The organism is Mannheimia massilioguelmaensis (assembly GCF_000940515.1).
Taxonomy (GTDB): domain Bacteria; phylum Pseudomonadota; class Gammaproteobacteria; order Enterobacterales; family Pasteurellaceae; genus Basfia; species Basfia bettyae.
In genome coordinates this window covers 63,896-78,078 of record NZ_CDQL01000003.1, presented here as the reverse complement: position 1 = coordinate 78,078, position 14,183 = coordinate 63,896, and the positions used below count along the sequence as shown (strand labels likewise).

At 36.6% G+C, this 14,183-nt stretch carries 15 protein-coding genes; 10 read left to right on the top strand and 5 right to left on the bottom strand.

Annotated features, from left to right (window positions below; translation table 11 throughout):
* Nucleotides 1–41 precede the first annotated feature (41 nt).
* From ilvD to ilvG, 3 genes are all read right to left on the bottom strand, one after another.
* The gene (gene ilvD, locus BN1226_RS00655; protein WP_044469581.1) at nt 42–1,889 is read right to left on the bottom strand and encodes a dihydroxy-acid dehydratase; all 1,848 of its coding nucleotides are present in this window, start codon (nt 1,887–1,889) and stop codon (nt 42–44) included.
* A 56-nt stretch (nt 1,890–1,945) separates the two neighbouring features.
* Complete coding sequence (gene ilvM / locus BN1226_RS00650) at nt 1,946–2,224, bottom strand: acetolactate synthase 2 small subunit (RefSeq protein ID WP_044469580.1); 279 nt, start codon at nt 2,222–2,224, stop codon at nt 1,946–1,948.
* Between the two features lie 62 nt (nt 2,225–2,286).
* On the bottom strand, nt 2,287–3,939 hold the full coding sequence (gene ilvG / locus BN1226_RS00645) for an acetolactate synthase 2 catalytic subunit (RefSeq protein WP_044469579.1): 1,653 nt from the start codon (nt 3,937–3,939) through the stop codon (nt 2,287–2,289).
* Nucleotides 3,940–4,190: 251 nt separating this feature from the next.
* Between ilvG and BN1226_RS00640 the strand changes: the two genes are divergently transcribed.
* From BN1226_RS00640 to BN1226_RS00610, 7 genes are all read left to right on the top strand, one after another.
* Nucleotides 4,191–5,009 (top strand): Cof-type HAD-IIB family hydrolase, encoded by an 819-nt coding sequence (locus BN1226_RS00640; protein ID WP_044469578.1) that lies wholly within the window; start codon nt 4,191–4,193, stop codon nt 5,007–5,009.
* Nucleotides 5,010–5,390, top strand: coding sequence for a fluoride efflux transporter CrcB (gene crcB / locus BN1226_RS00635; RefSeq protein WP_044469577.1), 381 nt, complete (start codon nt 5,010–5,012; stop codon nt 5,388–5,390).
* Nucleotides 5,391–5,462: 72 nt separating this feature from the next.
* Entirely contained in the window at nt 5,463–5,723 is a 261-nt protein-coding gene (locus tag BN1226_RS00630; protein ID WP_044469664.1) for an FAD assembly factor SdhE, read from the top strand.
* Between the two features lie 123 nt (nt 5,724–5,846).
* A complete protein-coding gene (gene rpoE, locus BN1226_RS00625; protein WP_044469576.1) occupies nt 5,847–6,422 on the top strand; it encodes an RNA polymerase sigma factor RpoE in 576 nt (191 codons plus the stop codon).
* 27 nt (nt 6,423–6,449) lie between these two features.
* Nucleotides 6,450–7,007 carry a sigma-E factor negative regulatory protein gene (locus BN1226_RS00620; protein ID WP_044469575.1) on the top strand — a complete coding sequence of 186 codons (558 nt, stop codon included), beginning with the start codon at nt 6,450–6,452 and terminating at the stop codon, nt 7,005–7,007.
* 83 nt (nt 7,008–7,090) lie between these two features.
* Nucleotides 7,091–8,029, top strand: coding sequence for a sigma-E factor regulatory protein RseB (rseB, locus tag BN1226_RS00615; protein ID WP_044469574.1), 939 nt, complete (start codon nt 7,091–7,093; stop codon nt 8,027–8,029).
* Nucleotides 8,030–8,036: 7 nt separating this feature from the next.
* Nucleotides 8,037–8,471 carry a SoxR reducing system RseC family protein gene (locus tag BN1226_RS00610; RefSeq protein ID WP_044469573.1) on the top strand — a complete coding sequence of 145 codons (435 nt, stop codon included), beginning with the start codon at nt 8,037–8,039 and terminating at the stop codon, nt 8,469–8,471.
* On the opposite strand, the gene nfuA is transcribed toward BN1226_RS00610, so the two are convergent.
* Together nfuA and BN1226_RS00600 are read right to left on the bottom strand one after the other, a co-directional pair.
* On the bottom strand, nt 8,468–9,052 hold the full coding sequence (gene nfuA / locus BN1226_RS00605; protein ID WP_005760893.1) for a Fe-S biogenesis protein NfuA: 585 nt from the start codon (nt 9,050–9,052) through the stop codon (nt 8,468–8,470). The two genes, BN1226_RS00610 and nfuA, sit on opposite strands and share 4 nt — an antisense overlap.
* 92 nt (nt 9,053–9,144) lie before the next feature.
* Nucleotides 9,145–9,822, bottom strand: a complete 678-nt coding sequence (locus tag BN1226_RS00600) for a DNA utilization protein GntX (protein WP_044469572.1) — start codon at nt 9,820–9,822, stop codon at nt 9,145–9,147.
* Nucleotides 9,823–9,953: 131 nt separating this feature from the next.
* Between BN1226_RS00600 and BN1226_RS00595 the strand changes: the two genes are divergently transcribed.
* From BN1226_RS00595 to metE, 3 genes are all read left to right on the top strand, one after another.
* Nucleotides 9,954–10,769 (top strand): Cof-type HAD-IIB family hydrolase, encoded by an 816-nt coding sequence (locus BN1226_RS00595; protein WP_044469571.1) that lies wholly within the window; start codon nt 9,954–9,956, stop codon nt 10,767–10,769.
* A gap of 169 nt (nt 10,770–10,938) precedes the next feature.
* Nucleotides 10,939–11,820 (top strand): methylenetetrahydrofolate reductase, encoded by an 882-nt coding sequence (gene metF / locus BN1226_RS00590; protein ID WP_044469570.1) that lies wholly within the window; start codon nt 10,939–10,941, stop codon nt 11,818–11,820.
* A 26-nt stretch (nt 11,821–11,846) separates the two neighbouring features.
* Complete coding sequence (gene metE / locus BN1226_RS00585; protein WP_044469569.1) at nt 11,847–14,120, top strand: 5-methyltetrahydropteroyltriglutamate--homocysteine S-methyltransferase; 2,274 nt, start codon at nt 11,847–11,849, stop codon at nt 14,118–14,120.
* The last annotated feature ends 63 nt before the right edge of the window (nt 14,121–14,183 follow it).

Sequence of the window (14,183 nt, the reverse complement as noted above, 5' to 3'; positions counted from 1 at the left end):
CGATAATAAAGGCAGACATCATAGCCTGCCTTTCTTGTTGATTATTTCAACATTGTTTTATCTCGTACCGCACCTTTATCCGCAGAAGTGGCAAAATGCCCAAATACTTTTAAGGCGAATGAAACTTCACGATTACGACTTAATGGTTGCCATGCTTTATCACCACGAGCTTTCATTGCTGCGTAGCGTGCTACCATTTCTTCCTCTGAAATTGCTAAGTTAATTGAACGATTTGGAATATCTATTTGAATAATATCGCCATCATTGACTAAACCAATCGCACCACCAGAAGCAGCCTCTGGAGAAGCATGTCCAATTGATAATCCTGATGTTCCACCAGAGAAACGACCATCTGTTAATAGGGCACATTTTTTACCTAAACCCATGGATTTTAAGTAGCTAGTTGGATATAACATTTCTTGCATACCTGGACCACCTTTAGGGCCTTCGTAACGAATAACCACTACATATCCTTCCTTCACCTTACCACCTAAAATCCCCGCAACAGCATCCTCTTGGCTTTCAAATACAATCGCTTTACCTGTAAATTTCCAAATTGATTCATCCACACCCGCAGTTTTAACAATACAACCATCTTTTGCGATATTACCGAATAATACAGCTAAGCCCCCTTCTTCAGTAACGGCATGTGCTCGATCACGAATACAACCAGACTGGCGATCATCATCCACAGTATCCCAACGACAATCTTGTGAGAAAGCTTCTGTGGTACGAATACCTGCGGGACCCGCACGGAAGAATTTATGTAAATCAGCATCTTTATTACGCATAATATCATATTGATTTAACTGTTCTTCCATCGTTAACCCGAGAATAGTTTTTACTTGATTATGGATTAACCCTGCACGATCTAATTCACCCACAATACCCATAATGCCACCAGCACGATGAACATCTTCCATATGATATTTGTTAGTGTTTGGTGCAATTTTACTTAAACAAGGCACTACACGAGATAAACGGTCAATATCCGCCATTTTGAAATTTACACCTGCCTCTTGGGCCACAGCTAACAAATGAAGAACTGTATTACTTGAGCCCCCCATAGCAATATCCAAGCTCATAGCATTTTCAAAAGCTTCAAAAGTCGCAATTGAACGAGGTAATAAGCTGTAATCATCTTGTTCATAATGACGACGACAAATATCTACAATTTCACGACCTGCTCTTAAGAATAATTCTTTACGGTCTGCATGAGTAGCAAGCATTGAGCCATTACCAGGCAAGCTTAAACCTAGTGCTTCTGTTAAACAGTTCATTGAGTTTGCAGTAAACATACCAGAACAAGCACCACAAGTCGGGCAAGCTGATTTTTCAATAGCATCAACATCAGCATCTGATACATTCGCATCAGCACTTTGAATCATTGCATCAATTAAATCTAATTTCACTAATTTATCTGAAAGCTTAGTTTTACCCGCTTCCATTGGTCCACCTGAGACAAAGATAGTCGGAATATTTAAACGCATTGCTGCCATTAACATACCTGGAGTAATTTTGTCACAATTAGAAATACATACCATAGCATCAGCACAATGTGCATTTACCATATATTCCACACTATCAGCAATTAAATCTCGACTAGGCAATGAATAAAGCATGCCACCATGCCCCATAGCAATACCATCATCCACTGCTATCGTATTAAACTCTTTAGCTACACCACCTGCTTTTTCAATTTCTCGAGCCACCAATTGCCCGATATCTTTCAAATGTACATGACCAGGTACAAATTGAGTAAATGAGTTAACCACTGCAATAATAGGTTTACCAAAATCATTTTCTTTCATTCCTGTTGCACGCCATAAAGCTCGTGCACCTGCCATATTACGACCTTGTGTACTGGTCGCTGAACGTAATTTAGGCATAAAAAATCTCCAAGTAAATTTGTTAGGTAATTCCAGTTCAACTGGAAAATAAAAACTTATCCAACGTCTTTATAGTTAACCTCTGAATGGTTAACATCATCGAAAGCACATTCTTCATCAGCAGTCACATCAATTACATCCTCTAATTTAGCTAACTGATGAGCTAATAAACACATATCGCGATCACCTTGAATACTCAAATCTAACCAGATTTTACCGCTCTCTAAACTCATTCTCATATTTGTTACAGTAAAGCCTCGATGACGAACGACGCGTAGAATACGTTCTAAAGTTTCAGGGGAATGATTGGCAACAATAGTCATTTCATTTTTCATAGATTTCTCCAACTTGATTCCATTCAGTAAATAAAAAGAAAATTCTTAATTAAGTAATAGGGTTAGATCATTTCTTCGATCATTTCAGCATTACAAGCACCTGGTGGAACTAAAGGCCATACATTTTCATCTTCATGGATGCAAACATGTAATAAATAGGCTTCTTTGCTTGCTAATAGACGATCAATTGCCCCATTCACATCGCTCGCCTTTTCAATCCGCTCGGCTTTAATGCCAAAGGCAGCGGCTAAAGTTACAAAATCAGGATTATCATCTAAAATTGTTGAGCTATGACGACCACGGAAGAATAAAGATTGCCATTGCCGAACCATACCCAGACGTTGATTATCCATTAATAGAATTTTTACTGGGGTTTGTGCACGTTTAATTGTTCCTAATTCCTGCACATTCATCATAATAGAGCCATCACCAGAAACAAGAATCACTTGATCCTGTAAACGTGATTTTTGAGCACCTATCGCAGCTGGCAAACCAAATCCCATAGTGCCAAACCCAGCAGAAGTAATAAAATTCTCAGGATTTGTAAATTGCATATGTTGTGCTGTCCACATTTGGTGTTGTCCCACATCAGTAACGACAACCGCATTCTCATCTTTTAAACGGGATACACGATGAAGTAAGAATAAGGGATTAATATCTTGATCACCTTCATTCTCACCATACTGAAAACCAAAATCTTGTTTTAAGCGTTCAACATCTTTACACCAAGGTGCAATATCTAGAGCAAAGCTGAATGCTTTCAAGGCTTGATTCAAATTACCTCTTAATGCAACAGTTGCAGTACGTAATTTATTAATTTCTGCTGCGTCAATATCCACGTGAATCACTTTTGCATTTGTTGCAAAAGTAGATAATTTACCTGTTACTCGATCATCAAAACGAGCACCGAGAACCACTAACAAGTCTGCTTCTTGAGTAGCATAATTAGCAGCTTTAGTACCATGCATACCTATCATCCCTAAATAATAAGGATTATCTGCAGGCACTGCCCCCAAACCTTTCAAAGTTGAAACACTTGGCATTTTTGTTATATTTAAAAATTCACGTAACGCGGGAACAGCTTTTGCCATACCTACACCACCGCCAATATAAGCCACGGGACGTTTAGCATTTTTTAATAAAGCTACCGCACTTTCTAGATCTTGTTTTGAAAGTACTGCGGGTTTATCCACAGCATAAACAACGGGAAGAGCTAAAGATTCAGCAAATTGCACATCTTTAGGAATATCGATAAGTACAGGGCCAGGACGGCCGCTTTGGGCAATTTTAAATGCTTTTGCAATAATTTTAGGTAATTCTTCAACATTTTGTACAATGAAACTATGTTTCGTACAAGCCAATGAAAGCCCTAATACATCAGCTTCTTGAAAGGCATCAGTGCCAATTAATGCACTAGCAACCTGGCCAGTAATAGCAACGACAGGAACTGAGTCCATTAACGCATCGCCTAATCCAGTGATTAAATTAGTGGCTCCAGGACCAGAAGTTGCAATACAAACGCCCGTTTTACCAGAAGCTCGTGCATAACCAATGGCTGCCATAGATGCGCCTTGCTCATTACGACATAATAAATGATTAATACCGCCATCATAAAGTGCATCATAGATCGGCATAATTGCCCCACCAGGATAACCAAAGACGGTATCAACACCATGTTTTTTCAAACACTCAATTACAAGATTTGCTCCATTCATTTTACTTCCTATTTTATTTTTTTAATTGTTGTATTTTTTATGTTGTGTGATTTTTCATTATAACGAGATTTAACCTTTAATCTAGTATTTAGTTGTGCTTTTATTAATCAAAGTGCGGTCATTTTTTAGAAAATTTTATTATTGTTAGGTTTTTACACAATTTCATTCTGATTTATTTCAATAGATAACAGTAAACTCAATACCATTATTCTGTTATGATAGAAAAAATATTATTAATTTAGGCTAGGATTATGCAACAATTTCCATTTCGTGCCATTGTGTCTGATATGGATGGTACTTTACTTAATACAAATCATATTGTCGGCGATTTTACTGTAGATACCCTTGAAAAAGTGGCTAAGAAAGGTATAGATATTGTAATGGCCACTGGACGAGGTTACACAGATGTGGCTTCAACTCTTAGCCGAATGAAAATTAAAAATGCAGCGATGATTACCTCTAACGGTGCTCAAATCCATGATTTACAAGGAAACCGCCTCTACAGTAATTTCTTACCAGAGGACATAGCATTTGAAGTAATGCAAACGGAATTTGATACTTCACGCATATGTTTAAATAGCTATCAAAATAATAATTGGTTTATTAATAAAGATGTTCCAATGTTACATAAATATCATCAAGCCTCTGGTTTTATGTATGAAATTGTGGATTTCAGCAAACACCACGGACAGGATACAGAAAAAGTTTTCTTTATTGGGAAAAATGCTGAAGATTTGGCTGAACTAGAGCAAGAATTGAAAATGCGTTTTGGTCAATTCACTTCTATTGTATATTCCACACCAACTTGCTTAGAAGTGATGAATAAAAATGTCTCAAAAGCTACCGCACTTTCACATTTAATTGAACAACGTGATTATCAACTAGCTGATTGTATCGCTTTTGGCGATGGTATGAATGATGTAGAAATGCTCAGTGAAGTGGGCAAAGGCTGTATTATGCAAAATGCCGATCCAAGATTATTCAGTGAGTTACCTGATCATGAACGCATCGGTTCAAATAGTAATGAATCGGTAGCAAGCTATATCCGTGCAATCTTCGGGATTTCTTAAATGATTTGGCAATCCTTATTACTAATTAGTTCAGGTGCTGCATTAGGGGCATCTTTACGTTGGATAATCGGTTTACTACTCAATCCACTATTTGTAGATTTTGCTTTTGGAACCTTGATAGCTAATTATCTTGGTTGTTTTATTATCGGCTTACTGATTGCAATGATTTGGCAATATCCACAATTTAGCCAAGAATGGCGACTTTTTATCATTACTGGCTTTCTAGGTAGCTTAACCACTTTTTCTTCTTTTTCCTCTGAAGTTATTGAAAACTTCTTTCAACACAAATGGTTAATCGGACTAGCAGTAATATCATCGCATCTTTTAGGTTGTTTAATTTGTACAAGTATTGGGATATTAATTGTCCGTTGGTTAAACTAAAACTAGTCAAATGCTAGTGTTTTAAACCCATTTAAGGCTATAATGCTGCGATTTTTATTTGGTGAGAAAAATATGGCTGAATACGATAAATTAAGATTAGAATGGGATTGTCGTCGAGGAATGCTTGAACTCGATAAAATTATTATGCCATTTTATCTGGACCAATTTGAGCAGTTAACAGCGCAACAAAAAGCAACATTTGTTCGCTTGCTTGGTTGTACTGATTTACAACTATTTTCTTGGCTGTTTAAACGTGCTCAAGCAACAGATTCAGAATTACAAAATATGATTAATTTAATCCTTGAAAAACAAGGAGTTGTCATAGAAAGCTAACTTATAGCTAAAGAATATTTAGCTTTTTTTAGATTTCTGTGAACTTTTCTATTTTCACAAGCTCTAACCTAATACTTAAGCTTGCTGTCTTGATATTAGAGCTTGTTATTAACAAGAGGTTATATGGCTGAACAGCTAACAGATCAGGCTTTGGTAGAAAGAGTGCAGCAAGGGGATAAGAAAGCCTTTAATTTATTGGTTTCTCGTTATCAGAATAAAGTGGCAGGTTTATTAACCCGTTATGTGTCACGCAATGATATTCCCGATGTCGTACAAGAATCATTCATTAAAGCATATCGCTCTATTGAGTCGTTTCGTGGCGAGAGTGCTTTCTACACATGGCTGTATAGAATCGCAGTAAATACTGCAAAGAATTACTTAACTGCTCAAGGTCGTCGTCCGCCAACTGAAGATATTTTGGCTGATGAAGCAGAAACCTATGATATAGGTAGTAATTTAAGGGATATTGATAGTCCCGAAAATGAAATGCTATCGGCAGAGTTAAAACGTGTTGTTTTTGAAACAATTAACAGTTTACAAGAAGAATTAAAAACTGTCATAACATTACGTGAAATGGAAGGGTTAAGTTACGAAGAAATTGCTGAGATCATGGATTGCCCCGTAGGAACTGTACGTTCACGTATTTTCCGAGCTCGTGAAATCCTTGAAAGCAAAATTCAACCACTCATTCAACGGTAAATGAATAAAAACGAGTTGGAGTTTAAAATGCAAAAAGAGTTACTTTCAGCATATATTGATGGTGAACAAGTTGATCAGGATATCACAGTAGAATTATGTAATGATAATGAGTTACAACAAAGTTGGTCTAATTATCATGTTATTCGTTCAGTGATGCGTGAAGAAAGCAATATTTTCTTAGGTGCTGATTTTACTGCAAAAATGGAATCATTGATTGCTGAAGAAGCAGAAATAAAAGTTTCACAACCGACACCAGAAGAAGTTGAAAACTTACCATTTATGCAAAAATTCAAAACGTTATTTGCTCCAATGGTTCAAGTCGCTGTTGCAGCAGGTGTTTGTTTAGTTGCCGTATTAGGAGTTCAATCCTTCAATTCAGCGCCTTCTCAAACTGCTAACGATACGCCTGTGTTACAAACCTTACCATTTAGCAATAATGTACAAGAAGTAAGTTATAACGCACCAAATAAAGATGCGGTGACACAAGAGCAACTTGAACAAAAAAATAAACGCATTGGTGCGATGTTACAAAGTTATGAACTACAACGTCGTGTGTATGCAGACTCAGTTCAAAACCATAAATAATCCATATTCATATATGATACAAATAATTCACCACCTTCAAGGTGGTGAATTTATTTATTCTCTTCAGAAAGGGTTCTGTCAATATGTTTAAAAAACTTACCGCACTTTTGTTTGCTTCCAGTTTATCATTTACAACTTGGGCGCAGGGGATTACTCCTCAACAATGGCTCATTAATATGCAACAAGCTAAAGATAAACTAAATTACGAACTTTCTTATATGCAAAAAGTCGGGGCAGATATTGATACTTATCGTTACAGCCATATTAACGTTCAAGATAAATCTTATGCTCATTTAGTGACTCTTGAGGGCGGTAAAGAAGAAATTGTGCAGCGTGATGGAATGATCAGTTATTTTCATCCTAGTTATCATCCTTTCTCTATTCAAGGCACTCAAATTATTGATAACTTACCTAATTTAATTAATGCGAATTTCGATAAAATTAATCAATATTATGATTTTGTGAATATGGGTCGTAATCGTGTTGCAGATAAATTAGTCCAAACCATCAGAATTATGCCTAAAGATAATTTCCGCTATCAATATATTGCCTTTATTGATGAAGAGACTGATTTACTATTAGGTTCAGATATGTTAGATCAGGATGGCAATTTATTAGAGCGGTTCAGAGTAGTAAATTACTATATTGGTGAACAAATAGTAGAGCCATTACTCGCTTTCTTAAACAAATTACCCATTCCTCAATCCTTGAATAAATCGCCATTACCAACAGCTAAACTAAGTTGGAAAACCGGTTGGTTGCCAGAAGGTTTTGAAGTGATTAATTATAGTAGTGAGAAAACCGATAACGACAAAATAGAAAGTCGTTTATATAGCGATGGGTTATTCTCATTCACAATTTATGTGTCTAATAATGCCTTGCCTGAACAAAAAGAGCAGGTGTGGAAACAAGGTTCCTTTACTATTTATAATGAGAACCTTGATACGAAAGAAGTAACGATTATTGGTCAGCTTCCACTTGCTACAGCAAAACGCATTGTAGAAGAACTTAAACTCAAATAGGAAAATTATGCTAACTGAAAGTGCTATTGTTATTAATTATCAAGCAGGCCAAGCCACTGTTAAATGTCAGGCTAAAAGTGCCTGTGGTAGCTGTGCAGCAAAAACGGCTTGTGGAACCTCAGTACTTTCTGAACTTACTGGAGAAATGTCAGAACATATTCTGACCGTAGAAACCATTACACCATTACAAGTGGGTCAACAGGTAGAAATAGGCTTAGAAGAACGCTCACTCATTTTTTCAGCGTTACTCGTTTATGTTGTTCCGCTTATCACTTTATTGTTTAGCACATTCATTGCCGAACAACTATTTACCCAGGAATGGATAAGTGCATTATTTATTTTTATTTTAACCGCACTTTCATTCTTTGCAGTCAGCATCTATTCAAAAAAAATCAATAAAAAATCGGCATTTAAGCCGATTTTACTGAGAGTTATAAATTAGTAATAAGAATGCTCTCCACGTTGGTGTTCAGTCACGTCTTTCGCAGCAGTCAATTCACCAGGGAACATACTAATTAATTGTTTTTCTACACCATCTTTCAAGGTAACATCCACCATAGAACAGCCATTACAACCACCACCAAATTGTAAAATTGCCTCACCTTGTTCAGTAATCTCAATTAAAGTAATTCGTCCACCATGGCTAGCTAATTGTGGATTAATTTGGGTTTGAATGACATAATCAACACGTTCAATTAACGGTGCATCATCAGCCACTTTACGCATTTTAGCGTTAGGTGCTTTTAAAGTTAATTGAGTGCCTAATTCTTCCGTTACGTAATCAATTTCCGCATCTTCTAAAAAAGGTAAACTCACTTCATCTACAAAAGCAGAAAAAGTAGAATATTTCATTTCAGTATCAGTTTCTTCAACTGCATTAGCTGGACAATACGAAACCCCACATTCCGCATTAGGTGTCCCAGGATTAACCACAAAAATACGGATATTAGTTCCTTCTTCTTGCTGATCTAATAATTTACGAAAATGTGCTTGTGCCGCATCTGTAATTTGAATTTGTTGCATAAAATTATTCCCAAAATTAATCACTCACGAGTCATTATAACTGACTAACATAGTCGGAAATAATACGCTTAGATCCATTTTTATGCAAATTTTTATACTCGTGCTAATCCCCATACTTGAATATGCTCAACACCGTATCCCTTTAATAATTTTGCAATTTCATTTAGTGTTGCACCAGTAGTAATAACATCATCAACTAATGCCACCGATTTATAGTGGCAAACTTTATTTATACAAAACGCATTAAGTAAATTTTTTCGCCGCGCTATCGCAGTTAAACCACGTTGTGTGTGAGTATGTTTAATGCGTTTAAGTAACTGATTATCATAGGGAATAGATAACCATTTAGCTAATTGCTGTGCCAATAGATCTGCTTGATTATAGCCACGCTGCCATTGTCGTAAGTGATGTAATGGAACGGGTAAAATAACTTCTGGCATGGGAAGAGCATGAGAACATCTTGCTTCCCTGATTGCTAAAAATAACAAGCGAACTAAAGTGCGGTCAAAATGAAAAGAATCTTGAAATTTAAATTGATGAATAAGTATTGATAATGGTGGCTGATAACTACCAATAATGACCATTCTATGCCAACTCGGCATATTTCTTAAACAATTACCACAATGTAATGTATTGATCGGCAATTGTGCTCCACAGCATCCACAATAATTAAAACGTTTAATTTCACGATGACAATAACTGCATATTCCATGCGAAGGAATGGCTAAGGAACGATGACAGACAATACAACGAAATCCAAACCAATTCATATAAACTCCCAGAAGAAATATTTAAAGCATAGTGAAAATGAGAGCAACATCATAATTTATGTACAATTTTTTCGATCTCTATCACAATGATGTTAGAATCTAAAAAAATTTTTAATTAAAAAGGATAAATAATGACAATAGCAAATTTACGTGACCAAATTAAAATTGTATTTTTTGATATTGATGAAACATTGATTATGAAATTTGAGGATATTTTGCCTGATACAGTGCTTCCCGCTATTCGCAAACTCAAACAAAATGGCATTATTCCTGCTATCGCAACGGGACGTTCACGTTGTAGTTTACCCACAAAAATTAAACAGTTAATTGCTGAAGAACCCATTGAATTATTTGTCACTATGAATGGGCAATTGGCTGTTTTTAAAGATCAAAAAATAGAAAAACATCCCATTCCAACAGCTAAAGTGCAAAAATTAGTAGATTTCTTTGATGCACATAATATCAGTTATGCCTTTGTATCTGACGATGATGTCGCCGTATCAGAGATTAATCCTAAACAGCAATCCGCACTTAATCCCATTTTAACCGATTACATTGTGGATAAAGATTATTTTAAACATCATGAAGTCTTTCAATTATTACCTTTCTATGATGAAAGCCAAGATGAATTAGTGACCAACGCTGGCATTTTAGATGGCTTACGTGTAGTTCGTTGGGATAAAGACTCCGTAGATCTGTTTGATGCCGAAGGCTCAAAAGCTCGTGGTATTGCTGCTGCAATTAAAAAATTAGGCTTTCAAATGGAAAATGTCATGGCATTTGGTGATGGCTTAAATGATCTCGAAATGCTGAGTACGGTTGGCGTTGGTGTGGCTATGGGCAATGCACACGAAGATCTGAAAAAAGTGGCTAATTATGTTACAGATCGCATTGAAAATGATGGCATTTATAATTTTCTGATAAAATCTAATCTTATTTCTGAATAATCACTTTAATTGGATATGAGACGATCTCATATCCATTTTTCTAAATTTTTGTCAATATCACCGCACTTTTATCATTAATAAAATTCATAATAAACTCGAAAAAGTTGAATTTGACGCATAATAAAGTTCATCTTATTGTATAACCATTGATTCGCTATGGAGGTCCTCAATGAGTTATGCAAAGGAAATTAATACTCTTAATCAATGTATTTCTGAACTAAACGGCAATATTAATGTTTCATTTGAATTCTTTCCACCTAAAAATGCAGAAATGGAAACACTATTGTGGAATTCAATTCATCGGTTAAAAACCTTATCACCGAAATTTGTTTCTGTTACCTATGGCGCAAATTCAGGAGAACGAGAACGTACTCATCAAGTTGTGAAATCCATTAAGCAACAAGCAGGAATTGAAGCAGCTCCTCATTTAACAGGTATTGATGCAAGTCCGGAACAGTTAAAAGAAATTGCTCAAGATTATTGGAATAATGGGATTCGTCATATTGTCGCATTACGTGGTGATGAACCCTCTGGCTATCAGAAAAAATCCTTTTATGCAGCAGATCTCGTGGCACTATTACGTTCTGTTGCAGATTTTGATATTTCGGTGGCTGCTTATCCAGAGGTACATCCTGATGCAAAATCCGCACAAGCAGATTTAATCAATCTCAAACGAAAAATTGATGCGGGTGCGAATCATGTTATTACCCAATTTTTCTTTGATGTAGAAAGTTATCTACGCTTTCGTGATCGCTGTGTAACCATTGGCATTGATGCTGAAATTGTGCCTGGCATTTTACCTGTGACTAACTTTAAACAACTAGGCAAAATGGCGAAATCCACTAATGTCAGAATTCCCCATTGGCTTGCAAAAATGTATGAGGGTTTAGATAACGACCCTGCCACACGAAATTTAGTTGCAGCAAGTATTGCCATTGATATGGTGAAAGTCCTGTCCCAAGAAGGCGTTAAAGACTTTCATTTTTACACCTTAAACCGTAGTGAATTAACCTATGCTATTTGCCATACCTTAGGTGTTCGCCCACATTAATTGATTATATTTATAGAGGAAAAACAATGACTACATTACATTTTCTAGGTTTCCCTAGAGTAGGAGCAAAACGTGAACTTAAATTTGCGCAAGAACGTTATTGGCGTAAAGAATTATCAGAACAAGATTTACGCTATGTGGCAAAAAGTATCCGTGAGAAAAATTGGTATCATCAAGCTCAAGCTAATGCAAATTTTGTTACTGTAGGGGACTTCAGTTTTTATGATCATATGCTTGATTTACAAGTGGCTACGGGTGCGATTCCTGGTCGTTTTGGTTTCGATAGCCAACAACTTAGTTTAGATCAATACTTCCAATTAGCCCGAGGCAATCAGCAACAATTTGCCATTGAAATGACCAAATGGTTCGATACTAACTATCATTATTTAGTACCCGAATTCTATGCCGACACTCAATTTAAAGCGAATCCAAACCATTACCTTGAGCAAGTTCATGAAGCTCAACAGCTAGGTTATCAAGTCAAACCAACTTTAGTCGGGCCTATCACATTTCTATGGTTAGGCAAGGAAAAAGGCGCGACTTTTAATCGTCTTGATTTATTGAATAAACTATTACCTGTATATGAAAGTTTACTAAATGCTTTCCTCCAAGCAGGTGTACAATGGGTACAGTTTGATGAACCAGCACTCACTCAAGATTTACCCGCAGAATGGTTACAGGCTTATGAAACAGCCTATGCACAATTAAGTGCGGTCAAAATTAATAAAATTTTTGCTACTTACTTTGGTTCAGTTGCAGAACATGCACCACTGCTAAAAAGTTTACCTGTAGAAGGGTTGCATATTGATTTGGTTAGAGATCATAAACAATTTAGTGCTTTTGCGGATTACCCAAAAATCCTTTCCCTTGGTGTTATTGATGGTCGTAATATCTGGCGAACAAATCTGCCACATATATTGGATCATTTACAAGATGCTAAAGCATTATTAGGCGAACGTTTATGGATTTCTAGTTCCTGTTCTTTGCTTCATTGCCCTTATGATTTATCAATAGAAACGCAACTACAGGAAAAACAACCTGAACTATACCAATGGCTCGCTTTCGGGTTGCAAAAAGTACAAGAATTGAGCATTTTGAAAAAAGCCTTGGTGGAAAGCCCGAGTAGCGTTCAAACCGAACTAAACGAAAGCCAATGTGCTGCTGAAGCACGTACTCATAGCCAGTTAATTCATCGTTGTGAGGTTGCAGAACGACTTGCGAATTTACCCGCAAATGCTGATCAACGAAAATCACCTTATCAACAACGAATTAAGGCACAGCAGGCCTGGTTAAAATTGCCAAATTTACCAACAACCACAATTGGTTCATTCCCACAAACCTTAAATATTCGTCAAGCTCGGGCTAAATTCAAAAAAGGAGAAATTTCGGTTAGTGAATATGAAGCTGCAATGAAAAAAGAAATTGCTCTGGTAGTAAAAGCACAAGAAGAATTAGATCTTGATGTATTAGTGCATGGTGAACCTGAACGAAATGACATGGTGGAATATTTCGGTGAATTATTAGAAGGCTTTGCTTTCACCAAATTCGGCTGGGTACAAAGTTATGGTTCTCGTTGTGTAAAACCACCTATTATTTATGGTGATGTACAGCGTTCTCAACCGATGACTGTAGCTTGGTCGCAATATGCACAGAGCCTCACTCATCGACCAATGAAAGGGATGCTCACAGGGCCAGTGACAATTCTACAATGGTCATTTGTACGTAATGATATTAGCCGTGCTACAGTGTGCAAACAAATTGCTTTAGCCTTAAATGATGAAGTATTAGATCTAGAAAAAGCAGGTATTAAAGTGATTCAAATTGACGAACCAGCAATTCGTGAAGGGTTACCTCTAAAACGTGCTGATTGGCAACAATATCTACAATGGGCTGGGGAGGCTTTCCGTCTTGCCTCATCTGGCTGTGAAGATAGTACCCAAATTCACACTCACATGTGTTATTCCGAGTTTAATGATATTTTGCCTGCTATTGCAGCTCTAGATGCAGATGTCATCACTATCGAAACCTCACGTTCGGATATGGAACTACTCAATGCTTTTGCAGATTTTCATTATCCTAATGATATCGGTCCTGGTGTTTATGATATTCATAGCCCTCGTATACCGACTACCGATGAAATTGAACACCTGTTACGTAAAGCATTAAAAGTGATTCCTGCGGAACGTTTATGGGTAAACCCCGATTGTGGTTTAAAAACTCGGGGTTGGTCAGAAACCATTGAAGCATTAAAAGTCATGGTGAAAGTTACTAAACAACTTAGACAAGAATTAACAAATTAAACCTTAGGCACGTAACAATACGTGCCTTTTTCATTCATATAAAATTTTCTAAAATCATACCGC